Genomic DNA, 23,159 nt, shown 5'->3' on the forward strand with positions numbered 1-23,159 from the left:
CCCCCTTACACTTTCTCGGTGATCTTGCGGCCCAGGATGCCGGTGGGTTTGACCAGCAGCACCACAATCAGCACCGCAAACACCACGCCATCCTTCCAGGTGGACAGGCCCACGGCGGTGACCAGGGCCTCCAGCAGGCCGATCACAAAGCCGCCGATCATCGCGCCCGGGATGGAGCCGATACCGCCCAGCACCGCCGCCACGAAGGCTTTCAGGCCCAGCATGGAGCCCATGGTGGGGCTGGCCTGGCCATAGGCGCAGATGTACAGCACCGAACCGATACCGGCCAGCGCCGAGCCAACAGCAAAGGTAAAGGAAATGGTGCGGTTCAGGCTGATGCCCATCAGCTGGGCCGCGCCCATATCCTCGGACACCGCGCGCATGGCTTTGCCCAGTTTGGTCTTCTGCACCAGGAAGGTCAGCACGACCATGGACGCCACCGATACCAGAATGGTGACCACCGAAACATAGCTCAGGTACACGCCGCCGATCTGAACGCCGCCGTCAATAAAGCTGGGCACGTTCTTGGCGCCGGCGCCGAATACCAGCTGCGCACCGTTTTCCAGCAGAAAAGAGACGCCGATGGCGGTGATCAGCAGCGACAGGCGGGGGGCCGAACGCAGCGGGGTGTAGGCGATTTTTTCGATCAGGGCGCCCAACAGGGTGCAGGCGATAACGGCCAGCAGCACCGCTGCCAGCGGGGGCAGGCTGAAGCTGGTCATGGCGTAGAACACCACATACGCGCCGATCATGATGATGTCGCCGTGGGCAAAGTTCAGCAGCAGGATGATGCCGTACACCATGCTGTACCCCAGCGCGACCAGGGCGTAGATGGAGCCGGACTGCAACCCGTTGACCAGCTGGCTGATGATTTGGGAAATCAGTGACATAGCGGTCAGATCCTTTCCGGTTCAGATAGAGATGTCGGTAATACCGCACCAGCGGCAGGATGTGAAAAATCGTGCAGGGGGGATGGCCCCCCCTGCACGATCGATAAGACTTACGGGAACCTGGATCAGAAGTTCTCCACGAAGACTTCCTCGCCACCCTGGATCTGCAGGATGGAAGCGGACTTGATGGGGTTGTTCTGGTCGTCGAAGCTGAAGGTGCCGGTGACGCCCTCCAGGCCGTTGGTGGCCTTCATGGCGTCGATCACAGCCTGCTTATACTCGTCGGAGCCAGCCTCCAGGCCCTGCTCCTCCGCGCTCTTGAGAGCATTGCACATCAGCAGCGCAGCGTCGTAGCCCAGAGCCTCAAACATCTGCTTGGGAGCCTCGCCGTACTCGGCGGCGTACGCCTCTTCGAACTCAGCGTTGGAGCCCAGCGCGTAGCCGGAGCAGAAGTAGGAGCCTTCCAGATCCTCAGCGGAAGCGTAAGCGCTGACGCCGGACCAGCCGTCGCCGCCCAGGAAACCGGCGGTGATGCCCTGCTGACGGGCCTGGGTCACGATCAGGCCCACGTCCTCCAGGTAGTTGGGGCACATGATATACTCGGCGCCGGAAGCCTTGATGTTGGTCAGCTGCGCCTTGAAGTCCTTGTCGCCGGTAGCGTAGCCTTCCACGGTGCACTCAATACCCAGCTCTTTGCACTTGGCAGCGAACGCATCGCCTACGCCCTTGGCATAGTCGTTGCCGCTGTCATACAGCACGGCGCACTTGGTGGCGCCCAGCTTCTGGGCATATTCGGCCATCTTCTCGCCCTGGAACGGGTCGATGAAGCAGGCGCGGAACACGTTGGTGCGGATATCACTGTTCTCGTCGGTGGGGTCCAGCACGGTGACGCTGGCCGCGGTGGCGGAAGCGGTGATCTGAGGCATATTGTCCTCATAGGTCTTGTCGGCTACGGCCAGGGTGGTGTTGGTAAGCACCGCGCCGATCACAGCGGTGACCCCGTCGCTCTTCATACGCTCGTAGGCGTTGACCGCGTCGGCGGTGGCGCCCTTATCGTCGTACTCTACAACCTCGATCTGCTTGCCGTTGATGCCGCCCTCTTCGTTCAGCTGCTTGATGTACAGCTTGGCACCCTGGCTGACAGCAATGCCGTACTGGGAAGAGTCGCCGGTGGTGTTGGCAATAACGCCTACCTTAATGGTATTCCCATCGGACGCATTTCCGTTGGAACCATTGCCGCAGGCAGCCAGACTCAGCGCCATGGCAGCCGCAAGCACAAAGCACAAGATCTTTTTCATATCTTTCCCTCCTGATTCTTCATACGAAAAAGCGGTTTCAGCACTTTTTCACTATGATACCATAAATTATACTTCCGCAAAGCAGGCAATGGCAATGCATTATTTTTACATAGTTTTTGTCATTCCAAACCTTTTTGTGGGGAACTTGTACAAAATTCGGTCACAGTTTCTTGGCAGAATCTTCACAACTCCCGAACCCCGGCAGCGGTAAAGAGGTTGCTTTTTGTTCGTTTGTATGATACCATTGTAGCCGGCTAAAGCGTGCAACAAGAAAGAGAGGCGAAAAGAATGGCGGCAAACGACCGGCTGCACAATCCCACAACGGACAAGCTGTTTGAAACGATCCTGGCCCTGCGCAGTGTGGAAGAATGTTATATGTTTTTTGAGGACCTGTGCACGGTGAAGGAACTGGGCGATATGACCCAGCGGCTGAAGGCGGCCCGGATGCTGCTGGATGGCAAGACCTACGAGCAGATCGTGCGCAGCGTGGAGATCAGCACCGCCACGATCAGCCGGATCAACCGGTGCATCCAGTACGGTACCGGCGGCTATGAACTGATGCTGGGCCGCATTGACGGCAAGGAAGACCAGCAGGCCGAGGCCTGATTCCCCGTTTCCGGCAAAAAAGGGCGCCCCCGACAGGGCGCCCTTTTTGTATTTCTATACAATATTAAATAGGCAGGAATCCGGCCGTCTTACTGCGGACGGAATTCCAGCGAGCCGTCGTCGCCCATGCCGTCCACGATGGCCAGGCTGGTGACCCGGTAGCCCGCAGCCCGCAGCGCAGCGCCGCCCGGCTGGAAACCCTTTTCGATGGCGATGCCGATGCCGCCCACCTGGGCGCCCGCCTGCTTGCAGATGTCCAGCAGGCCGTTCATGGCCTTGCCCACCGCCAGGAAGTCGTCCACAATCAGCACCTTGTCCTGCGGGCCCAGGAACTTGCGGGCCAGGGTGATGTCGTAGTCGCGCCCGTAGGTATAGGAGTGCACCACCGAGGTAAACACTTCCCCATCCAGGTTCTTGCTTTTGGCCTTTTTGGCAAAGACCACCGGCACATGGAAATACCGGGCGGTCATGCAGGCGATGGCAATGCCGGACGCCTCGATGGTCAGGATCTTATTGATGCCCTCGTCCTTGTACAGACGGTAGAACTCCTTGCCGATCTCGTCCAGGAGCTCCACATCGAGCTGATGATTCAGAAAACAGTCCACCTTCAGGATGTTGCCGGGGCGGACCTGACCCTGCTCCCGGATGCGCTGTTCCAGCAATTCCATACTGACGCCTCACTTTTACAGAATTTGATTAGACCTATTATGCCAAAAAACGCCGCGGTTTGCAATTCCTTTTTCACAAAAACTTTACAGAAATGCTGTTTTCACCGAGAACGGCCGGGCCAAAACTGGCCCGGCCGTTCTCGGTTCGAGTGCCGGAAAGCACAGCGAGGGCTACCGCCCGGCCGTTCTTCCGTTCAGGGGATGTCGTTTTACATATTCGCCCAGGGCGATCACCTTGCGGATATCGCCGTTGGCGGGCAGGATATCGCCCACATTCAGAATTACCCGGCCATGGAATGCCCGCAGAATGCGGTCGGCCAGGGCAAACAGCTCCTCTTCACCGGTGCCGTCGCAGAACAGCGCGGAGGGAACCCCCACAAAAGCGGTCTGTTCCGGGGCCAGCGAGGCCGCCAGCTCCTCCGGTTCATAGTCGAACATAGGGGCGGGGGTGCAGCCGTCCAGAATATGGAATCCGGTCTGCGCCATAAGCGGCAGCAGGGTGTGCAGGTTGCCGTCCAGATGGGTGGATACAAACTTGTTTGCCCGGCCCAGGATCTCCCCCGCCTGCTTGTAGAACGGGATGCACCACTGCCGGTACATGGTGGGCGAAAAGAGGGTGGAATCCGCATGGTCGCAGATCAGCACCAGGCTGCAAGAAGAGGCAGCCGCCAGTTCCATCAGTTCTTTGTCCTTGCGGGTCTGAACCTCGAGAAAATGTTCACACAGTTCCGGCTCGTCTTCCAGCAGGAACACCGTCTGGGCAAAGCCCAGGTATTCATGCAGCAGCTTGCCGAACGGGGAACGGTTGACCACAATATCCGCCTGGCCCATCTCACCGATGCCGTCCAGCACCCGGCGAATATTCTCATCCAGCAGGGTATAGCGTTCGGCGTCCACCAGGCTTTCCAGCACCGGAAGATCCTCCGGGCCGTCCATCCAGTAGTCCAGCGAAGCCCAGCTGCCGTCCGCCGCCAGCTGCCAGTGCCGGGTCAGCGAACCGGCGGGGCCGCTCCACACCTGGGTCATCCGGTCCCCCTCCACAGTGGTGTCCAGCCGGGTACCGGGGGCATAGTCCACCCGGTACCAGTCCCGGATATGGCAATGGATGCCCCAGCCGTAGCGGCGGTGGAAATCCAGCAGGGACAGATCCCGGAACTCCGGGTCCAGATGCTCCTGATGTTCGTGCCGGATGGAATCCTCCTCCGGGATGAACACGCCGGGGCCGTATTTCAGCGGCTCCCCCGGCCCCCGGTGGTTGCCCAGATACCAGTCGGTAATGTCCGGGCAGAAATACAGCCGGTCGGTGGGTTCGCCCCGTGCAATGGCAAAAAACAGTTCGCGGTCGGTCATGCAAAGGCCTCCTTTTCTGCCTGCGTCAGCGGGCATACGCGTATGGTCATGGAAAAGCTCTGCTCCTGCCCCGGTTCCAGCACCGGGCAGCAGCCCTGCCGGCGTGCACAGTCCACCGAATCGTACCAGCCGGTCGAGGGTTCCAGCGCACAGTTGTACTCACCCTTGAACCCGCCTGCCGTGACCCAGAAGCCCAGATACGGCAGCTGGGCGGGATCGTAGGTCAGGACCACCGCCATGCCCTCGGCGGGATATTCCAATGCGCAGCGGCCTTGCCGGACCCGGCCCAGCAGCCAGAATTTCTCTGCGGTGGGCGGTACAGGTTCAGGCACATGCTCCAGCAGAGACGTGCGGCGCAGGCGGGTGCCCTCCGGCCCCAGGCGGGGGTTGGCGCAGGTACACAGTGCCCCGTTCCCGTCGCTTTCGGGCAGCCGTACCCGCAGGTCCGGGCTGTAGCGGAACAGTCCGTGGAAGGTCCACAGACAAGGGAACGCATACCGCCCTGTATTGCGGATACGCCAGTGCAGATGCAGGCAATCCCTTTTCAGGCGCAGGGTCTTTTCATACTGGTACGGCAGCAGCCGGCTTTCCATAAACAGGGTCAGGGCATCCCCGTCCTGCCGCCACTCCATGGGGGTGGACCAGATTTCCCCATGATCCGGATACACCACCGGGCCGTCCGGCAGTTCCACGGTTTCCCGCAGCAGGGTGGGGAAACCGTCGTCCAGGCCGCAGGTGTCGTGTTCTTCAAAAGCATCGCCGGGCCGGGGTGTGCGACAGGCCGTGCCGGACACAAACACCGGCTGAAATCCGCCTGACGGGCCGTGAAACAGCCGGTCGATCCGTCCGCCGCGCCCGGGGCGCACATGAACACACAGATCGCCGCCCCGCAGCACCAGGACCGGCCCATTCCGGGTTACTTCCATTTCAGCAGCCGTTTCAGGATTGCCTGCTGCTCCTCCTCGTCGTCGGTGGCGATGCACAGGTAGATTCCCTCGGGAGAAACCGCGTCCATAAAGGGCTCCAGTTCCGACACCTTCAGGTCCACCACCACGCCCTTGCCGGCGTTCTGGATCTTCTGGATCAGCGGTACCCACTGCAGGATCGGCTCGTCTTCCGCGACGCCCTGCACCCACTGGATGCCGGCCAGTTCCGGAATCGCCAGGAAATCATCCAGATGACGGGCCACGCCCTTGCCGTCCATATGCAGCACATTGTGGCGGGCCACCTTGACCTCCCGCTGCAGGACCGGCAGCACAAACTCCCGGAACTGCTCCCGGCTGAGCATGGAGGACAGATCCATGCCCGGAATATGGAAAGACTCATAAGATGGGATGTTGATCCAGGTGACCGACGGCTGGTCATGGGCGCGCAGCTTGTCGTTGAAATAGTGGAATACCCGCTCAAAATCCAGGCTGCACTGCTCGATAAAGGCCTTGGCTTCCTCCGGCTCGTCGTACAGATCCATACACAGCGCCTCGGTGCCCCGGATGGCGTCGGCGCAGTCCGGGCCGTGGTGGATATCGGTATAGCCGGTGATGAACAGGCCCTTGCCCTTTTCCAGGGCGATGTCAGTCATTTCGTCCAGTTTCTTGAAGTAGGGATTGCGCGGATCAAACCGGTAGCGGGGCGCTTCGCTGTAGTCGTGCAGGGTATGGCGGGCCCAGGTGGTCACATCGCCGAACTCCACTTCGCCCCCCAGCATGCAGGGATACACATTGGGGCCCAGATTGGGCCAGTACACCGGAAAACTTTCGCCCAGGAATTTCTTGCCCCGGATGCTGTTCAGGTATTTGTCCACCTGGTATTCCGCATCGAACCAGCGGTCTTTCAGGGTGGGCCAGCGGTCAGCCCGGTCCACGGTGTTGTACTCGGCATTGTGGGCGGAGAAACGCACCGGTACCCGGTCCAGCACCTCGTGATTGTACCAGGCATAGACCCGCTCCATGCAGGCCTCAAAATCCGGTTTGGTCTCCAGCTCAACGGAATAGGGGAATTTCATGCTCATCTGTCATACCTCCAGAGGATCCGGCGGACGGGCCGGACGGGCTTGCTGTAAACTGCGTTTTTATTTCAAAAAACTGCTCTTATTTCAACCGGCCGATAGAGAGCGGCCGAAGAATTTGCTATACTATAAAAATAAATCACTGCTCAAAAGGGGGGATCGGCTTGAAGCCGCATGATATCGGGACTTTGCCCGGTTCTGTACTGTACGCACACATTCCCAGCGCAGCCGGCAAGGAACTGGCCTTTTATCCGGTATATCTGGGCCACTATATGTGTGACACCAGCTACTGCGTGGACCGGCGTACCTTTGACTGTTTTATGCTGATGTATATCACCCACGGAACCGGGTATGTGGAGACCGAAGGCCGCCGCCGTACCCTGCAGGAGGGGGATATCGTGGTGCTGGACTGCTACGCGCCGCACCGCTATGCCGCCACCGGAGACGGCTGGGAGATCGAGTGGATCCATTTTGACGGACCGATGGCCCGCCATTACTATGAACTGGCCGCCAAAAACGGCTGTGTACTGCGTATGGCAGGGCATTATGCCGCCACCCACAGCCTGCGCAAGCTGCTGACCCTGTACAAAGACCGGGTGCCTGCGCCGGAACTGCGTCTTTCCAAATACATTACCGATCTGCTTACCGACGTGATCCTCTGTGCCGAGGAAAGCCGCGGCCAGGCGCAGCAGTCGGCTGTTGTGGAGGAGTCCATCCGCTATATCAGCGATCATCTGGACCGGGACATTTCGGTGGAGCTGCTGGCCCGGCAGGCCATGCTCAGCCCCTTTTACTTTTCCCGCCTGTTCAAGCGGGAGACCGGTTTCACGCCGCACCGCTATCTGGTCATGGTGCGTCTGGATTATTCCCGGTATCTGCTGCGTTCCAGCCCGCTCACCGTCAAGGAGGTGGCGTTCCGGTGCGGATTCAACAGCGAAAGCCATTTCTGCACCTGTTTCCGCCAGCAGCTGGGCATGACGCCGCAGGAATATCGGGACGAACAGTAACACAGGGCACAGCAAAGGGGACGCGCCGCCGGGCGCGTCCCCTCCTGTTTTCTGTGCAGGCCGGCCCTGTTGGTGGGAGTTATTCGGCGTAGGAGCCCATGACTTCCACGTAGTTCTCGGGGGTTACGACCACGGCGTCCACCGCGGTCTCCATGGGAGGCTCTTCACCGTTGATCAGCTGCAGCAGGACCTCGATGGAGCCAGCGCCCACGTCCTGAGAAGAGAAGTAAGCAGAAGCCTTCATGCAGGAGAAGTCCTTCTTGAACTCATCCTTGGCCATGTAGCCGCCCAGACCCACAACGCAGGCGTCCTTGTCCAGGCCGGCGCTCTCCAGCGCACGGGCCGCGCCGATGCAGCATTCTTCGTTGGCACCGGTGACCAGCCAGGTCTTGATTTCAGGATGCGCGGTAATCACAGCGGCCGCCTGGGTGTTGCCCTTTTCGGTGGTGCCGTCGTTGTCCGCGTAGAAGATCTTGCTCTCGTCCCATTCAGGGCACAGTTCCAGGAACTTGTCCACTTCGCCTTCGGCGCGGGGCACGCAGCTGGACACGGTGTCGATGGTCATAATCAGCAGGCCCACATCTTCCTTGCCCACCAGATCGTTCTCAATGGCGTAGTTGGCCAGCCACTCGCCGTTGGCCTGGCCGATGGCGTAAGCGTTGATGCCCACCCAGGGCACCAGCTTTTCGCCGTCCGCTTCCAGCGCGTCGTCAGCGGCCACGACCGGGATGCCGGCGCCGCTCAGCTTGTCCACAACGGCCTGGGACATGGTCTGGTCGGGGGTGCAGGTGACCACGCCGGCCGCCTTGCTGGCGATGGCGTTGTCGATGGCTTTCAGGTACTTCTCGGGATCCAGGCCCACGTCCACGTAGTTGAACTCGTAGCCTGCGGCCTCGGCAGCCTCCTTGGCAGCGGCGCCCTCATCCAGGAATCAGGTCTGATCGCCGGATTTGTAGATGCCGTAGATCACGCCCTTGCTGTCGCCGGTGGTGCCGCCGGTACTGCTGGCCGTGGAAGACGGCTCGCTGGAACCGCCTGCGGCGGGCTGGCTGGTAGACTCGCCGGTGCTGCAGCCGGCCATCAGACCCAGACAAAGCGCCAGCGCCGAGATCAATGCGATTGCTTTTTTCATCTGTGTTTCCTCCTTTTAAAACGGCCGGATGTGTTCGTTCCGCCCGCATGTTTTAGGCCTTATGCACAGTTTTATTAAGTGAGCGCCACTTGTTTTGTGCAATTCCATCATACCCAATTTCACGGCGGATTTCCAGCCCACTTTGTTCCCGAATCCTGCCCTGTCGTTTAACAAAACTGCTCTGTTCAGCTGGCAGAAAAAGCGCGGGCCTGACAATCATTCGGTCGGCCCGCGCAGTCATTTTATTCGATTGGCGTTGTTTGGTCCGGAGCGCATACCCCCCGCGGCGGCAGTCCCAGCCGCTTGCGATACTGGGTAGGGGTGCAGCCATACTCCGCTTTGAACCGGCGCAGAAAGTAGCTTTTTTCCTTGAATCCCAAAGACTGGCTGATGTCCTGTACCGGGCGGTCGGTATGTTCCAGCGCCCAAAGAGCCTGTTCCATCCGGATGTGGTACAGCTTGTGGCTGAAGGTCTCCCCCGTGACCCGCCGGAAATAAGCGGACAGATAGCTGGGGTTGTAGTTGAAACGGCGGGCCAGTTCCTCCAGGGTCACCGTGTCGTAATGGTCCCCCATATACTTGAGCATCTGGCCGAAGGCGTTCTGGCGCAGCATGGTGGAACGGCTTACCGCCAGGTGGTCCCGGAATCCCCGCTGCAGCAGGGTGAACAGCTGCACCGTGCCGCAGTGCAGCAGCTTGCCGGTAAAGCCATCCCCCAGCAGAAGCTCCCGGCAGAGGGCCAGCAGGCATTCCCACACCGGTTCGTCCGGCCGATAGTCAAAGCAGAGGAATTCCTCCTCCGGATCGGGCAGCCGCATCAGGTCGTACAGGATGCGGCAATCCGCCAGCTGGCTGAAGAACAGCCCGTCAAAAAAGGATTCCGGATACCGCACCGCCAGCGCCCGGCCGCTCTCCACCCGGCAGCCCGCCCGGCTGCGCAGCAGCAGCACACTGCCCGCGCACAGCGGCACCCGCCGCCCGTCCCGCAGGCTGAGCACCGCCCGCTCCGGCGCAAACAACAGCTGCAGATGGGCCCCCGGATGTTCCCCCGGGGCGCAGACCGCCAGCTGTACCCCGCCGGCCTGAGCAGGCCCGCCGGACAGCCCCTCCAGCACCGGAGCCCAATCCGCTTTGGTCGCCATGACGATTCCTCCTTGCCTGGTGTCTTTTCTTACAGTATAGTACCTGTCAGCCGCCAGGAAAAGCCAAAAATAAACCACTTTTGACACAAGCTGCGTCAATTGTGAGCGGCCCGGTTTCCGTGATAATCTTTTAACGCAGACCGCACAATCCGTGCCGCGGCGCGGGTTGTGAAACAAGCGGCGGAAACGGGCCCTTTCCGCTGCCGCGCAAGATTCGCAAGGAGGAACAACAAGCATGAAAACCACTGGCAAAAAGCTGCTGGCTCTGCTTCTGAGCGTTCTGATGCTGGCCGCCGTTCTGTGCGGCTGCGGCGGGCAGAACAGCTCAAGCAGCCCGGCTTCCGACTGTTCCGCCGCCGGCCCTGTCGACGGCACCTATACCGGCACCGCCGAGGGATTCGGCGGTGAAGTCAGCGTCACCGTGACCATCGAGGGCGGCGCAATCACCGCCGTGGACGCGGCCGGCGACAGCGAGACCGCCACCATCGGCGGCGCCGCCCTGCCGGAACTGGCCCAGGCGATTCTGGATGCCCAGAGCCCGGACATTGACGGGGTGGCGGGTGCCACCGTGACCAGCACGGCGGTGATGGCCGCCGCCAAGGACGCCCTGACCCAGGCCGGGATGTCCTTTGAGGAGACGGCCGAGCCCACCGGCGAGGATGAGGAAGTTACCACCGACGTACTGGTGATCGGCATGGGCGCTTCCGGCACCATGGCCGCCCTGAGCGCCGCTGAGGCGGGCGCGCAGGTACTGGGTGTGGAAAGCACCGGCGTACTGGGCGGCATGGGCAACGCGGCCCAGGGCATGTTCGCCATCGGCACTTCCCTGCAGGAAGAGCGCTACGGCGATGACCTGGGTTCCGACGAGGAATACTGGTACGAAAAGATCATGGACCAGGGCAATCAGCTGGCCAATGCCCAGCTGGTGCGCACCTTTGTGAGTGAAGCCAAAAACACCGTGGAATACCTGCTGGACAAGGGCGTGAACGTGTATCTGTCCAAGACCGCCCAGCAGATCGCCCACTTTGACGAGACCATCATCTACCACCGCTGGAACAACGCCGATCCCTTCACCTACCTGGGCCAGTCCCTGGAGGAGAACGGGGTTGAGATCCGGTACAACACCACCGCCACCAGCCTGCTCACCGATGACAGCGGCGCTGTGACCGGTGCGGTGTGCACCAAGGAGGACGGCAGCACCCTGACCGTCCATGCCGGGTCGGTGATCGTGGCCACCGGCAGCTTTGCGGGAAATGAGGAAATGATGCGGGAAACCCTGGGCGACAAGGTGTATGACACCGTGAGCGTTATCGGCGGCAACGACGGTTCCGGCCTGCAGATGATGTACGATGTGGGCGCCGCCAAAGGCAAGCTGCTGACCATGAACCATGGCGTGGGTACCAAGACGGCCGACATCACCAGCGAACAGCTGACCCTGAACACCCCGGTTCTGTGGGTGAACCAGCTGGGCCAGCGGTTTATGAACGAAGACCTGCTGAAGGATACCGTGGAGTTCTCCAGCGCGGTGCTGGCCCAGGGCGGCTACGCCTTTACCATTGTGGACCAGGCCACCGTGGACCGCTGGACCGACATGACCCAGGAGAACACCGGCACCTGGGTGCACTACTGGGATCGTTTCGGCATTGTGGACGAGAACGGGGATCCCACCGTCTACCATGCCCCCATTGATCCGGAGGTGTTCGCCGCCGACTTTGAGGCGCTGACCGCCAGCGGGGACGGCAAGGTATGCCAGACCCTGGACGAGGCGGCCGAGTTCATCGGCTGCGACCCGGACACTCTGAAAGAGACGGTGGAGCGCTACAACACCTATGTGGAGACCGGCGTGGATGAGGAATTCTTCAAGAGCGCCGAGAGCCTGGTGTACGCGGCGAGCGAAGCGCCCTACTACGTGACCAAGGGCTACAACGCCGTGCTGGGCGCGCTGGGCGGCGTGGACGTGACCAGCGAGCTGCAGGTGGTGGACGAGAACATGCAGCCCATCACCGGCCTGTACGCCACCGGCAACAACTGCAGCGGCATAAGCGTGGCCGCCTACGTAAACGTGGAAGGCGTGGGCCTGGGCTTTGCCCTGACCTCCGGCCGTCTGGCCGGCACCCATGCGGCCGAAGCGGCACTGGCCGGCTGAACCGCGCAATTTTTCTGAATCCGATCTGGCGAGGGGCTTCGCACCGTGGTGCGGGGCCCCTCGCTCTGTTTATTTTGCATCCTGCCCGTTGAGAAGATTTTGCAAGAGGCATATAACAAGCATCGTTATTATAAGAATGCTTAGTATTTGGAGGCAGCCATGAATTCGCTCCATCATCTGTGGATGAAGACCTACCTGCAGCTGAACCGCATGGTTCTGGACCGGGCAGCGGCGCTGGGCCTGTCCCCCGGCAGCCAAAAATTCTGGAATTTCTGGCCTCGCAGGGGGAGCATGAGCAGAAAGCCATTGCCGACTACTGCGAGATTGAACCCGCCACGGTGGGCAGCATCCTCACCCGCATGGAGGCCGCGGGCCTGGTAACCCGGCGCAACCGGCCGGGCAATCGGCGTTCCCTGTATGTATCGCTGACCCCGCGGGGGCAGGAACTGGCCGGGGCGCTGAACGGCGTTTTTGCCGAGGCGGAGGCGCAGATCACCGCCGGCCTGACCGCCGAGGAGCGGCAGACGCTGACAGGGCTGCTGGAAAAATGCCTGCAAAACGGGAAAGGAAGTTTGGAATGAAATATAGCGCAATCACACTGCTGAAAAAGGTTCTGGTCTATTGTGCCGGGCTGTTCATCATGGCGATGGGGGTATCCTTCTCCGGCACCGCCGATCTGGGGATGTCGCCGGTAAACTCCATCCCCTACGTGCTCAGCGAGATTTTTACCTTTCTGTCCATGGGCACCTGGATCATTGTAATTTTTTCGCTGTATATCCTGATCCAGTTTCTGATTCTGGGCCGGGATCTGCAGCCCGCCCGGGTGCTGCAGCTGATCTGCACCACCCTGTTCGGCTATTTTACCGACTTCACCAACTTTCTGGCCGACCGCTTTCTGCCGGATCCAGCCTCGCTGTCCCTCTCCCCTGCTGGGATCTACGGGGTGCGGCTGCTGTACCTGGCAATCAGCATGGCGCTGATTGCACTGGGCATCCTGCTGTATCTGGCCCCCTGCCTGATTTCGCTGCCCGGCGAGGGCATCATGCAGGTGATTGCGGACAAGCTGCATCTGCCGCTGCACACCGTCAAGATGTGCTTTGACATCACCGTGTCCCTGATTGCGCTGGCCATCTCGCTGGCCTACTTCCGGCAGTTCCACGGCATCCGGGAGGGCACCGTGATCGCGGCGTTCGGCGTGGGCAAGATCCTGGGCCTGTACGAGCCGCTGAAGCCCCGCGTGCACCGGTTCATGTACGGGTGGGAAGCCGCGTAATCCACCTTTGTATACAGCAATCCCCCGGCAGGCTGCCGGGGGATTTTTTCGGTTCAGGTTGTGTGCAGAACGGGAATATCGCTCCGGCCGCTTACTGAGTCCAAGGTTGCACATAAAAGCCGGGCAGTGCCTTTGCACTGCCCGGCTTCTGCTTGGTCGGCCCGTGTATTGGGCGGGTCACACCACTTAGGGAAAGAGAGGGGTTACTCCTTTACCGCCTCGGCCACCACCTGGCCTGCCAGACGGCCGGAGGTATAGGCCCAGCCCTGGGCAGCGCCGCCGTAGGTCACGTAGGCTTTCGCCTCGGAGAACAGCACGCCCATGGAGTCGGTGCCCACTGCGTACAAACCGCCCATCGGGGTCTCGCCGTCCGCCAGCAGCACCTGGAAATCGGTGTTGATATCCAGGCCGCCGCAGGTGGAGTAGCAGTAGGAAGAGCCTACGATGCCGTAGTAGGGGCCACCTTCCACCGCCGCCAGATACTGCGCATCCTTGCCGAACGATTCATCCACGCCGGTGGCGCAGTAGCTGTTGTACTCTTCTACAGTAGCTTCCAGGACTTCCGGATCGAAGCCCATCTTTTCCGCCAGTTCCGCAATGGTGTCCGCCTTGTACACGTAGCCCGCGTCAATGGCTGCCTGCAGAATTTCCTCGGTCTCCGGCAGGGGAACCCCGGCCGGGATGCTGCTGCCATACCCCAGATAGTTGGTAGAGGGGCCGTAGGGCACTTCATCAAAACCGTTGGAAATCAGATCCTGAATCTGCTCGTTGCCCCAGATGCTGTAGAAGTGGGGGCCGGAGATCCAGGGGTTGAACATGGACAGGGCAGTCTCGCTGGTAAAGCGCTTTCCGTCCGCGCCCACGGCCAGCGTGTTGGAAGAAATGGCCATGTTCAGGGGAATATCCGCCACCGACCAAACCGCGGGACGGCCGGTGGAGCTGCTGATCTGCCCCTCGATGGGCACAGCCTCGTAGCCGGACAGGAAGCCGTCCACACCGCCTACATGCACCATGGGCGGCACGCTGATGTTGTAGGTGCCGGCGCCATCGTCAATGGCCGCCTGGATCATTTTGCCGTCGTTCTGCTGCATGCCGAACTGCTTCCAGGCACCCTTCAGGGGATAGTACTCGTTGGACAGGTAGGTCTCTTCCATCTCGGCGCTGCCGGCGTAGCCACCGGTGGCCAGGACCACTGCCTTGGCGTTGATCACATACTCGGTGCCGTCGGCCGTGCTGCGGGCCAGCACGCCGGTGACCTGGTTGGTGGCCTCGTCATAGATCAGGTCATAGGCCTCGGTCTCCAGCATGTAGCTGCCGCCCATCTCTTCGAAGTGCCCGATTACCGAGTCAAAGAAGCTCTCGGTCAAGGCCTTGGCGCCGGTGTGGGGGGTAAACGCCGCCCAGCTGTTGCCGGCAAAACCAATGGCCGGATCAAAAGAGAAACCATACTGGGTCAGCCAGTCATCGGTATAGCCGCTCTCGTCGATCATGATGCGGATCATTTCAGGCTTGGCGGTCTGCACACCATCAATGGTGGTATAGGCCAGCCAGTCTTCGTACAGGGCCTCGGCGTCGATCAGATCGGCCCCGGCGGGCTTGGTCTCGGTCTCACCGGTGACCGGGTTGGGCCAATCGGCGATTTCGGCTTCCACCTGGCTGGGCACATTGATGGCCATGGGGCCGCTGGTCAGCTCCGAGGTGCCGCCGTATTTGCCGGCCTTGTCAATCGCCAGCACCGAAGCACCGTTTTCCGCTGCGCTCAGCGCCGCCGCCACGCCGGAACCGCCCATACCTACCACCAGCACATCGGTGTCCAGGGTAATGGTCTCGGTGCTCTTGGCCGGAGCCGTCTGGAACGCGCTGATGGCGGAGGCATCGCTGTCGCCGGCCTCCAGCGCCTGGGTCAGGGCATCCGTAATCGCCTGCTTGACGCCGTTGCTGCTGGCAGTTGCGCCGGTAATGGCATCCACAGCCACCGACTGATTCTCCAGGATACGGGGCAGCATCAGATCCACCACCGACTGCAGAATCGAGGGTTTTTCCGACGTGTTTACCTGATCCACCTGGATGTCCAGGATCTCATTTTCGCTGACAGTCACATTGACGGTAATCGGCTCGCTGACCCGGAAGCCGGTTCCCTGGCCGGTATAGGTGCCGGAAGCCATCTTCACAGAGGCAGGCTCCGCCTGGGTGCCGGAAGCCTGGGCCAGACAGTCCTTGGCGGCTGCAAGTACCGCGTCGCTGGAAAAGGTGGCGCCGGCAATGCCGTCCACTTCACAGCTCTGCGCTTCCAGAATCGCGCCGGGCAGCTGCTCGATCGCCTTGCTTCCCACGCCCTCGGTTTCGTTTTCGCCCACGGCTTTCACATCGGTAATGCTGTCGGCATCGACCGTCATGGTAACCGTGACAGAGCCGCCGTATCCCTGTGCGGTGGCCTCATAGGTGCCTGCTGTGTACTTGCCCGCACTGCCGGATGCCGCTGTGTTGGAGCACCCGCTCAGCAGCAGCGCACCTGCCAGCACACAGGCAAGAATGCTGTTCTTCTTCATCTTTTCTCCTCCTGGGTATGCTGAATGCTTATATCCACACAGGCCGTGTGCACCCGTCCCGTATGTGTTAAACATTTACCACACTCAGTATATCGGAGCGATCCCACAAATTCAAATAACGGAATTCGATGGATCCATCACTAAAAATGAAAGCAGTTCCTCCGCCAGCCTTTTCTCCCGTTCGCCCCGGTTCCAGAACAGGGCCACCTGCTCCCGGTTGGTTCCGCAGATGTCCACATAGCGTATGCCCTCCCGGATGCGGCAGGCACTTTCCAGGCACAGGGACACGCCAAACCCGGCCGCCACCATGGTTTCTACGCTGCCGGCTTCTTCCGCATAGCAATAAACCCGGATCGGATGGCCGCTGTCAGCCCAGCGCATCAGATGATCCCGTTTATCGCTGCCGCTCAGCAGGATAACAGGCTCCCTGGCCACTTCCTCCATTGTGACCGACTCCCGCCCGGCCAGCGGATGGTTTTCCGGCACCATAAGCCGAACCCCTTCTTCCCGGATAACCTGCCAGTCCAGCCAACCGGACAGCAATTTCATAGCCGGGGAAAGGATGCCCACCACACAGTCCAGATCCTTATTGCGCAAAGCATCCAGCAAGCGGGCCGCGATGTCCTGAAAAACCAGCACCCGCAGATCCGGTTTTTCCTTATGCAGCTGCCGCAGGCCGGATACCAGTTCCCGATGCAGCAGGCTTCCGTGACAGCCCAGCCGCACCGTACGCTCGTAGCCGGAGGCAATGGTCTGCACCAACGCTGTGGAGTCGGTCACCTGGCGCAGAATGCGCTCTGCCTCCTGGCGGAATACCCGCCCCTCCGCCGTCAGGGTCATGGTGCGGCCGCCCCGTTCAAACAAGGTAACGCCCAGTTCCTTTTCCAACGCGGCAATCTGCTGGGACATGGCTGACTGCACAATATAGCACTCCCGTGCGGCGGTGGTGAAACTCAGATTACGGGCGGCCGAAAGAAAGTATTTCAGCTGACGCAGTTCCATACGATCTCTCCCTTTCTTCTTTTCACCTGCATTATAAAGGTTTGCCACACTTTACGCAAGAATCCATAATATAGAAAAACCGGGGCCTCCACAGGGAGGCCCCGGCCGGGGAGATAAAACAGGGCGGCCGCCCGGATCAGCGCAACTGTGCCCAGTCGCGACGGATGAACAGCCAGGTGATTACCGGCACCAGCAGGCTGCCGATCAGGGACATCACAATGGAGGCCAGCAGATTGCCGGAGGACAGGCTGCCGGTAACCGCCACCAGGAAGGACAGCACATAGCAGCAGCACATCAGGATATAGCCGGCCTTTTTCTGGGCGAACAGCAGAATGGCCAGCCCGGCCAGAGACACCAGGGCGATAATGACCGAGGGGATACGGCCCTGCGTGGCATTCAGAACCGTGGTGGCGGCGCAGAGCACCAGAGCAAACCAGAGCCAGATTTTGGAAGAACGCTTCATTGTTGTTTTCTCCTTTTGTGCAGGCCGGGCGGTTGACCCGGCGGGTTATTTACTTGACTTGATCAAGTATAAAGCGAAAGGTTGACAAAGTCAAGTATTATTTTTGATTTTCACAATTTCTTCTTTTTTCGCTGGTGTACCCAGTTTTTGGCAAAGGCCGCAAACCCGGCGGCCAAACCGACCGGGCAAAGAGGCGTCCTGCAGAAATTCGCCTGTTTTTCGTAACTTCAAGGCTTGCGCTCAATTTCCGGCTGCGCTAAACTCTTCTTATAGATGAGAGTTTCGGGAGGTGCCGCATGAAAGAAGACCTGCTCGCCATTGGAAAAATGGCAAAACTGAACCGGATTTCCATCACCACACTGCGCCTGTACGATGAAAAAGGATTGCTCAAGCCCCGTTATGTGGATCCGGATACCGGTTATCGCTATTACAGCATCGACCAGAACGCCCGGCTGGACATGATCGCCTATATGAAAGAGTTGGGTATGAGCCTTTCGGAGATCGGGCAGGCGCTGCAAAAGGAGGACATCACCCTGATTGAGGAACTGCTGGCCCGGAAAAATGAGCAGCTGCACCAGCAGATGCGTCAGCTGAAAGCCCGTCATGATGCGGTGGAACGGGCAATCCAGTCTATCGAGCGGTACCGCAAATCCCCCGCCACAGGTACCTTGTCGCTGGAGTACATCGACCGCCGCTACGCCTGGGGCATCCCCTGCCCGGAAAACTTCTACAGCAGCGGCATCCGCAGCTACGAGACCTCGCTGCAGGCGCTGCGCCACACCCTGGCGCAGCAGGGGCTGGAGCAGATCCATTCCTACAATATCGGCACCACCATCGGGCGGGAAGACTTTCTGGCCGAGCGGTTTGTGCCCGGGCAGATCTTTCTGTTTGCCGGCCGGGATCTGCCGCTTCGGGACGGCGCGCCCCGGATTGTGGACAGCGGCATGTACGCCTGCATATACCTGGACAACTACGATGATGAAATTCCCTGTGCCCGGATGCTGCTGGACTATTGCCGCCGCAACAATTACAGGGTATCCGGCGACTATATCTGTGAGGTTATGACCGGTTTTCACGTGTTTGACAACGATCCCCGCAGCATGTTCCTGCGGCTGCAGGTACCGGTGGCATTTGTCAAATAAAGACGTTTGAGAAAATATTGTGAATTTTTTCACGGAATCTGTTGACTCTCCTGCGGCTGCAGGGTTTAGACTGAAAGCAACGAGGGGGCGCTCAGCGCCCAGCCCGCGCAAAACCGCGGGCCAGCCAAATCAGACAGCCGGAAAAGGAGGCAGTTTTCCATGGAAAAGATCAAGGTCGTTCAGTACGGGTGCGGCAAGATGGCCAAATATACCCTGCGGTATCTGTATGAACATGGTGCGCAGATTGTGGGCGCCATCGACGTAAATCCCGAGGTTGTGGGAATGGATGTGGGCGATTTTGCCGGGCTGGGTGTCAAGACCGGCATCCTGATCTCCAACGACGCCGACCGGGTGCTGGACGAATGTGACGCGGACGTGGCCATTGTGACCCTGTTCAGCTTTATCGGGGACATCTATGACCATGTGGAGAAATGCGTGTCCCGCGGTATCAACGTAATTACCACCTGCGAGGAGGCCATCTATCCCTGGACCACCGCCGCCGCACAGATCAACCGTCTGGACGCGCTGGCCAAAGAGACCGGCTGCACCATCACCGGCTCCGGCATGCAGGACATTTTCTGGATCAACATGGTGGCTATGGTGGCCAGCGGCTGCCACAAGCTCACCCGCATCCAGGGCGCCTACAGCTACAACGTGGAGGACTACGGCCTGGCACTGGCCAAGGCCCACGGCTGCGGCCTGACCAAAGAGGAGTTTGAGGCGCAGATCGCCCATCCCGCCGCTTTTGAGCCCTCCTACGCCTGGAACGCCAGCGAAGCCATCTGCAACAAACTGGGTCTGACCATCAAGTCCATCACCCAGAAGCACGTTCCCTGCGTAGCCGACCACGATATGTACAGCGCCACCCTGGGCGAAACCATTCCGGCCGGCAACTGCATCGGCATGTCCGCTGTGGTAACCATTGAAACGATGCAGGGTATCACCATCGAGGAAGAGACCATCGGCAAGGTTTACGGCCCGGACGACGGCGATATGTGCGACTGGAAACTCTCCGGCGAACCGGACACCGAGTTCCATGTGGTCAAACCCGCCACCGTGGAGCACACCTGCGCCACCATCGTGAACCGCATTCCTTCCCTGCTGAACGCTCCCGCCGGATACGTGACCTGCGACCAGCTGGAGCCGCACTGCTATCTGACCTACCCGATGGAATACCACGTATAATCTGACAAAAGCGCCCCCGTCCGGAAAATACCGGGCGGGGGCGCCTCTGTTTGCAAAGCAAAGAACAAAGCCCCGTGCAGATTGCACAGGGCTTTGTTTTGGTGGAGTACGGGACCGGGAATCCGAACCGAAGGCTGCGAAAATATCGGACAGACTCACAGTCTGGCTGCCGTTCTTGTAGTTGTAGGTGAAGACCAGCTTGTCATCGAACACGTAGATGGAGTTGAGGAAGATGTCGATGATCTTCCGCTGGTAGGCTTTGTCGTTCGGGTCGCCATAGCGGAACCGGGAGATCCACTCTATAATATCCTCCCGGCTGTACTGTGGGTGTTCCAGTTCTGCCTGCAGGATGCTGGCTTTCACATTGTCACGCAGCTGCTCCAATTCCTCCAGTCGCTGGCGGGTACTGCTGGTGAAGATACCCTGCTGGATGGCATTGAGCATATTCTCGATGCCCCGTTCGGTGTCGGCCAGCTGACGGCGGAGCAAGGGCAGGGAGTTGTCCTCGGTATTTTGCAGGGCCACCAGTTCGTCTGCGATCTGGGAAATGAGGTCATCCTGGAACACTCGCTGGATAGTGTACATCACAGCGATATGCTCGATCCAGTCTTTTTTCACGGCCTTTTTGTGGCAGCCCTGCCGCCGCTTGGCTGCTCCGCATTTGTAATAGCGGTGGATGGTGCCGTTGCGGCCTTTCCCGCTTTCTCCGATCATCATCCGGCCGCAGTGCCCACAGAACAGCTTGGTCGTCAACAGGTATTCTTCTTCGGCCTTTGCCCTGGCGGGAGCCCTTTGGTTCTTTTTCATTCGTTCCTGCACCCTTTCAAACAACTCTTTAGGGACGATGGCGGGGATTGCATCAGGAATCACTACGTCCTTGTACCGGTATTCGCCAATGTACTTTCTGTTTTTCAGCAGACGATTAAAGCTGTTCATGCGAAATTCATGGCCCTTTCTGGTCAGCAGATGGCGCTCGTTGAGGGTCTCGATGATTTCCCGCACTGTTTCGCCGTCTGCGTATCGCTGGAAAATCTCCCGCACCACCGGTGCAGTCAGCGGGTCGATTCGCAAGCGGTGGTCTTCCCCTAAGCGATATCCAAGAGGAATGCTGCCACCATTGTTCTTACCCTTGAGTGCATTTTCACGCAGCCCTCGATTGATCTTCTGGGCCAGTTCCGCCGAGTAGTATTCCGCCATGCCCTCCAGCATAGACTCCAGAATAATGCCCTCCGGGCCGTCGGAAATCTGCTCCGTCGCAGAGATGACCCGCACCCCGTTTTTCTTCAGCTGGGATTTGTAGTGGGCGCTGTCGTATCGGTTGCGGGCGAAGCGGTCCAGCTTCCACACCAGTACCGTGTCGAACAGCCCTTTGGCGCTGTCCCGTATCATCCGTTGGAACTCCGGGCGGTTGTCCGTCTTGGCGGACAGGGCCCGGTCGATGTAGCTTTGCAATACCAGGATGCCGTTCCGCTCGGCGTATTCCTTGCATTCCCGCAGCTGTCCCTCGATGCTTTCCTCTCGCTGGTTGTCGCTGCTGTATCGGGCATAAATGACTGCTTTCATTGGCATTCCTCCTTCTGGTCACTTGCGGGGTTTGGGGCGCCGCCCCAAGGTTTGCGTTTGGTGGATATCCAAACGCTATGCTTGCAAAATCAGTCGCGGCAGATAGGGCGGCTTTTCAGCTCAACACAGTACCACAGGAAACCACTGAAAGCTATCACCAATCTGCACAACCTTTTCTGCCGAATCTATGCAAAAGAGTACCGGCTGGGAAGGAAGACCCTTCCCAGCACGGCGGGAGTTCTCAACCCTGCTGCTCCCGTTCTGCACGCCACTGTTTCAGAGCGGCTTGTCCTTCGTCGCTGGCAAAGTAGGCTCGCATCTGCGGCAGCAATGCGCGGGCCAGACTTTCCACCGCCGTTTTGGGCAATCGCTCTGACTGGTTTGTCTTGATGACCTCGGTGGCAGGCACCCCTCCTTTCCTGTAAGCATATTCTTCTTTCCCAGTCGGTACAGGTGGGTGGTAAGCGATAGCTTGCCACCCCCTATAGTCCCCCTCCACAAGACTGTTTGACCAGAAAATTCATGTTCCCAGCATAGCATCCGGGAATTGCAATTTCAAGGCTTTTTGGGTATACTGTAAGTAATCATATTTTTGCTAAATCATAATTCCCATAAAATTGCAGCATACAGGAGAAGATACGCAGGAGGATACATGGAAGGATACGCCTTTGTAACCAAAGAACCGCTTCTGGGGCCTGTTGTTCTGGCCCTTCGGGTGGATGTACCGGGCCGGAAAGAACAGCTTTGGCTGGGAGAAGAACAGGATGTGGAGGCTGCCCTGCGGGGTAAAGAGCGTCCGCTGTTTCTGGCCCAAACCCGCCCGCTGGGGGCCTTTTGGTGTGAGTTCGGGCAGACAGCCGCCGAGGGCTGGACGGAGGCCATTTGGGCCCTTTCCGACGCCCTGACGGCGAAGAAACGTTCCCAGCGGGAAGAACGGGAGCAGGCCGCCGCCCAGCTTCTTTCCCAGCAGGCAGAGGGCAACGGCACCAATGCTGCCGCCTGGTATGCGGCCATTCAGATCTGGGAGATGTATCTGCGCTGCCGCCGGGGCCGGGACAGCCAGCAGGCGGCCCAGGCTCTGCGGAACTATGCCCAGCTGCTAACACTGCCCTTCGGCCAGTACACCCCGGAGATGGTCCACTGGCTCCGGGACAAGCCGGTGATCCCCGTCTGGAACGACCGGCGGGACGGAAAGCTGGAGGTGTGGTATCCCCAGGGGCAAACGCCCTTTGAGTGCGCCGTGGTGAAGGACTCCCTGCGGCCTGCCCTCATCTATTACCGCCAGCGCATTCTGGACGCCGGGCTGCTCATGCGCCGGTGCAGTCAGTGCGGACGCATCTTCTTCGGCCCGGACGCCCGCAGCACCCTGTGCAGCGACCGCTGCCGTAAAGCCAGCCGAAAAGCCGCCAAGCGCCAGTTCGACGGCCGGGCCAAGGGCAAGGACTACGAGCAGGCCTACGACCGGGAGTACATGTTCTGGTACAACCGCATCACCAAACTAAAAAAGGCCGGCGCACCACCCGAACAGATCGGGCGGGCGCAGGCCGCATTAAAGGAGTTTCGCAAAGAGGCGCTGATTCGTAAACAGCAGGTCAAGGAGAAAAAGCTGCCCGCCACCCAGTTCATTAGCTGGATGATCGGGCAGGAGGCGGTGATTGAGGGAATTTGCGGAGAATGAAGAGGAGGTGGCAATCCATGTGGATTGCCACCTCCTTTTCAACGCGCTAAGTTTGTTTAT

20 protein-coding genes and 1 pseudogene are annotated in these 23,159 nt (G+C 59.8%); 8 read left to right on the forward strand and 13 right to left on the reverse strand.

Annotation, left to right across the window (positions count from 1 at the left end):
- Positions 1–5: 5 nt before the first annotated feature.
- Both B5E65_RS04300 and B5E65_RS04305 read right to left on the reverse strand, forming a co-directional pair.
- Complete coding sequence (locus B5E65_RS04300; RefSeq protein ID WP_204655817.1) at positions 6–881, reverse strand: branched-chain amino acid ABC transporter permease; 876 nt, start codon at positions 879–881, stop codon at positions 6–8.
- 134 nt (positions 882–1,015) lie between these two features.
- Positions 1,016–2,188, reverse strand: coding sequence for an ABC transporter substrate-binding protein (locus tag B5E65_RS04305; protein ID WP_087170539.1), 1,173 nt, complete (start codon positions 2,186–2,188; stop codon positions 1,016–1,018).
- A 288-nt stretch (positions 2,189–2,476) separates the two neighbouring features.
- Here B5E65_RS04305 and B5E65_RS04310 point away from each other — a divergent pair, with 288 nt between their 5' ends.
- On the forward strand, positions 2,477–2,794 hold the full coding sequence (locus B5E65_RS04310) for a YerC/YecD family TrpR-related protein (RefSeq protein ID WP_087170540.1): 318 nt from the start codon (positions 2,477–2,479) through the stop codon (positions 2,792–2,794).
- An 89-nt stretch (positions 2,795–2,883) separates the two neighbouring features.
- Here the strand turns inward: B5E65_RS04310 and B5E65_RS04315 are convergent, their stop codons facing one another.
- The 4 genes from B5E65_RS04315 to B5E65_RS04330 form a co-directional block, all read right to left on the reverse strand.
- A complete protein-coding gene (locus tag B5E65_RS04315; protein WP_087170541.1) occupies positions 2,884–3,462 on the reverse strand; it encodes a xanthine phosphoribosyltransferase in 579 nt (192 codons plus the stop codon).
- Positions 3,463–3,633: 171 nt separating this feature from the next.
- Positions 3,634–4,812 (reverse strand): uroporphyrinogen decarboxylase family protein, encoded by a 1,179-nt coding sequence (locus B5E65_RS04320; protein ID WP_158098512.1) that lies wholly within the window; start codon positions 4,810–4,812, stop codon positions 3,634–3,636.
- Positions 4,809–5,738 carry a DUF4432 family protein gene (locus tag B5E65_RS04325; protein WP_087170543.1) on the reverse strand — a complete coding sequence of 310 codons (930 nt, stop codon included), beginning with the start codon at positions 5,736–5,738 and terminating at the stop codon, positions 4,809–4,811. Before B5E65_RS04325 ends, B5E65_RS04320 begins: the two co-directional genes overlap by 4 nt.
- Entirely contained in the window at positions 5,729–6,820 is a 1,092-nt protein-coding gene (locus B5E65_RS04330) for a uroporphyrinogen decarboxylase/cobalamine-independent methonine synthase family protein (protein ID WP_087170544.1), read from the reverse strand. The genes B5E65_RS04325 and B5E65_RS04330 overlap by 10 nt, the downstream gene beginning before the upstream one ends.
- A gap of 161 nt (positions 6,821–6,981) precedes the next feature.
- Here B5E65_RS04330 and B5E65_RS04335 point away from each other — a divergent pair, with 161 nt between their 5' ends.
- Positions 6,982–7,824 carry an AraC family transcriptional regulator gene (locus tag B5E65_RS04335; RefSeq protein WP_087170545.1) on the forward strand — a complete coding sequence of 281 codons (843 nt, stop codon included), beginning with the start codon at positions 6,982–6,984 and terminating at the stop codon, positions 7,822–7,824.
- 79 nt (positions 7,825–7,903) lie between these two features.
- On the opposite strand, the gene B5E65_RS04340 is transcribed toward B5E65_RS04335, so the two are convergent.
- From B5E65_RS04340 to B5E65_RS04345, 3 genes are all read right to left on the reverse strand, one after another.
- Entirely contained in the window at positions 7,904–8,752 is an 849-nt protein-coding gene (locus B5E65_RS04340; protein WP_275532858.1) for a substrate-binding domain-containing protein, read from the reverse strand.
- Positions 8,753–8,755: 3 nt separating this feature from the next.
- Positions 8,756–8,956 (reverse strand): hypothetical protein, encoded by a 201-nt coding sequence (locus B5E65_RS16505; protein WP_242957474.1) that lies wholly within the window; start codon positions 8,954–8,956, stop codon positions 8,756–8,758.
- Positions 8,957–9,198: 242 nt separating this feature from the next.
- Complete coding sequence (locus B5E65_RS04345; RefSeq protein ID WP_087170546.1) at positions 9,199–10,098, reverse strand: helix-turn-helix transcriptional regulator; 900 nt, start codon at positions 10,096–10,098, stop codon at positions 9,199–9,201.
- A 235-nt stretch (positions 10,099–10,333) separates the two neighbouring features.
- Here B5E65_RS04345 and B5E65_RS04350 point away from each other — a divergent pair, with 235 nt between their 5' ends.
- From B5E65_RS04350 to B5E65_RS04360, 3 genes are all read left to right on the forward strand, one after another.
- Positions 10,334–12,244, forward strand: a complete 1,911-nt coding sequence (locus B5E65_RS04350) for an FAD-dependent oxidoreductase (protein WP_087170547.1) — start codon at positions 10,334–10,336, stop codon at positions 12,242–12,244.
- A gap of 179 nt (positions 12,245–12,423) precedes the next feature.
- Positions 12,424–12,825, forward strand: a complete 402-nt coding sequence (locus B5E65_RS04355; protein WP_242957475.1) for a MarR family winged helix-turn-helix transcriptional regulator — start codon at positions 12,424–12,426, stop codon at positions 12,823–12,825.
- Positions 12,822–13,517: a YczE/YyaS/YitT family protein gene (locus tag B5E65_RS04360; RefSeq protein ID WP_087170548.1), complete on the forward strand. Its 696-nt coding sequence runs from the start codon at positions 12,822–12,824 to the stop codon at positions 13,515–13,517. Before B5E65_RS04355 ends, B5E65_RS04360 begins: the two co-directional genes overlap by 4 nt.
- A 203-nt stretch (positions 13,518–13,720) precedes the next feature.
- Here the strand turns inward: B5E65_RS04360 and B5E65_RS04365 are convergent, their stop codons facing one another.
- The 3 genes from B5E65_RS04365 to B5E65_RS04375 form a co-directional block, all read right to left on the reverse strand.
- Positions 13,721–16,066: an FAD-dependent oxidoreductase gene (locus B5E65_RS04365; RefSeq protein ID WP_087170549.1), complete on the reverse strand. Its 2,346-nt coding sequence runs from the start codon at positions 16,064–16,066 to the stop codon at positions 13,721–13,723.
- Positions 16,067–16,177: 111 nt separating this feature from the next.
- A complete protein-coding gene (locus tag B5E65_RS04370; protein WP_087170550.1) occupies positions 16,178–17,068 on the reverse strand; it encodes a LysR family transcriptional regulator in 891 nt (296 codons plus the stop codon).
- Between the two features lie 136 nt (positions 17,069–17,204).
- On the reverse strand, positions 17,205–17,531 hold the full coding sequence (locus tag B5E65_RS04375; RefSeq protein ID WP_087170551.1) for a hypothetical protein: 327 nt from the start codon (positions 17,529–17,531) through the stop codon (positions 17,205–17,207).
- A 296-nt stretch (positions 17,532–17,827) separates the two neighbouring features.
- Between B5E65_RS04375 and B5E65_RS04380 the strand changes: the two genes are divergently transcribed.
- Both B5E65_RS04380 and B5E65_RS04385 read left to right on the forward strand, forming a co-directional pair.
- Complete coding sequence (locus B5E65_RS04380; RefSeq protein ID WP_087170552.1) at positions 17,828–18,673, forward strand: MerR family transcriptional regulator; 846 nt, start codon at positions 17,828–17,830, stop codon at positions 18,671–18,673.
- 159 nt (positions 18,674–18,832) lie between these two features.
- Positions 18,833–19,858 (forward strand): NAD(P)H-dependent amine dehydrogenase family protein, encoded by a 1,026-nt coding sequence (locus B5E65_RS04385; RefSeq protein ID WP_087170553.1) that lies wholly within the window; start codon positions 18,833–18,835, stop codon positions 19,856–19,858.
- A gap of 651 nt (positions 19,859–20,509) precedes the next feature.
- Here B5E65_RS04385 and B5E65_RS16510 read toward each other — a convergent pair.
- A pseudogene (locus B5E65_RS16510) lies at positions 20,510–21,427 on the reverse strand (recombinase family protein); the annotation flags it as partial.
- Between the two features lie 646 nt (positions 21,428–22,073).
- On the opposite strand from B5E65_RS16510, the gene B5E65_RS04395 reads away from it, so the two are divergent.
- Positions 22,074–23,099, forward strand: a complete 1,026-nt coding sequence (locus B5E65_RS04395; RefSeq protein WP_087170554.1) for a hypothetical protein — start codon at positions 22,074–22,076, stop codon at positions 23,097–23,099.
- Positions 23,100–23,159 lie beyond the last annotated feature (60 nt).

This window comes from Gemmiger sp. An120, assembly GCF_002160955.1.
Lineage (GTDB): Bacteria > Bacillota > Clostridia > Oscillospirales > Ruminococcaceae > Gemmiger_A > Gemmiger_A avium.

Bases quoted from the DNA above. Each gene is read 5' to 3' on its own strand.
- B5E65_RS04305 (WP_087170539.1), bottom strand. From the start codon at position 2,188: ATGAAAAAGATCTTGTGCTTTGTGCTTGCGGCTGCCATGGCGCTGAGT.
- B5E65_RS04310 (WP_087170540.1), top strand. From the start codon at position 2,477: ATGGCGGCAAACGACCGGCTGCACAATCCCACAACGGACAAGCTGTTT.
- B5E65_RS04315 (WP_087170541.1), bottom strand. From the start codon at position 3,462: ATGGAATTGCTGGAACAGCGCATCCGGGAGCAGGGTCAGGTCCGCCCC.
- B5E65_RS04320 (WP_158098512.1), bottom strand. From the start codon at position 4,812: ATGACCGACCGCGAACTGTTTTTTGCCATTGCACGGGGCGAACCCACC.
- B5E65_RS04325 (WP_087170543.1), bottom strand. From the start codon at position 5,738: ATGGAAGTAACCCGGAATGGGCCGGTCCTGGTGCTGCGGGGCGGCGAT.
- B5E65_RS04330 (WP_087170544.1), bottom strand. From the start codon at position 6,820: ATGAGCATGAAATTCCCCTATTCCGTTGAGCTGGAGACCAAACCGGAT.
- B5E65_RS16505 (WP_242957474.1), bottom strand. From the start codon at position 8,956: ATGAAAAAAGCAATCGCATTGATCTCGGCGCTGGCGCTTTGTCTGGGT.
- B5E65_RS04345 (WP_087170546.1), bottom strand. From the start codon at position 10,098: ATGGCGACCAAAGCGGATTGGGCTCCGGTGCTGGAGGGGCTGTCCGGC.
- B5E65_RS04350 (WP_087170547.1), top strand. From the start codon at position 10,334: ATGAAAACCACTGGCAAAAAGCTGCTGGCTCTGCTTCTGAGCGTTCTG.
- B5E65_RS04360 (WP_087170548.1), top strand. From the start codon at position 12,822: ATGAAATATAGCGCAATCACACTGCTGAAAAAGGTTCTGGTCTATTGT.
- B5E65_RS04365 (WP_087170549.1), bottom strand. From the start codon at position 16,066: ATGAAGAAGAACAGCATTCTTGCCTGTGTGCTGGCAGGTGCGCTGCTG.
- B5E65_RS04370 (WP_087170550.1), bottom strand. From the start codon at position 17,068: ATGGAACTGCGTCAGCTGAAATACTTTCTTTCGGCCGCCCGTAATCTG.
- B5E65_RS04375 (WP_087170551.1), bottom strand. From the start codon at position 17,531: ATGAAGCGTTCTTCCAAAATCTGGCTCTGGTTTGCTCTGGTGCTCTGC.
- B5E65_RS04380 (WP_087170552.1), top strand. From the start codon at position 17,828: ATGAAAGAAGACCTGCTCGCCATTGGAAAAATGGCAAAACTGAACCGG.
- B5E65_RS04385 (WP_087170553.1), top strand. From the start codon at position 18,833: ATGGAAAAGATCAAGGTCGTTCAGTACGGGTGCGGCAAGATGGCCAAA.
- B5E65_RS04395 (WP_087170554.1), top strand. From the start codon at position 22,074: ATGGAAGGATACGCCTTTGTAACCAAAGAACCGCTTCTGGGGCCTGTT.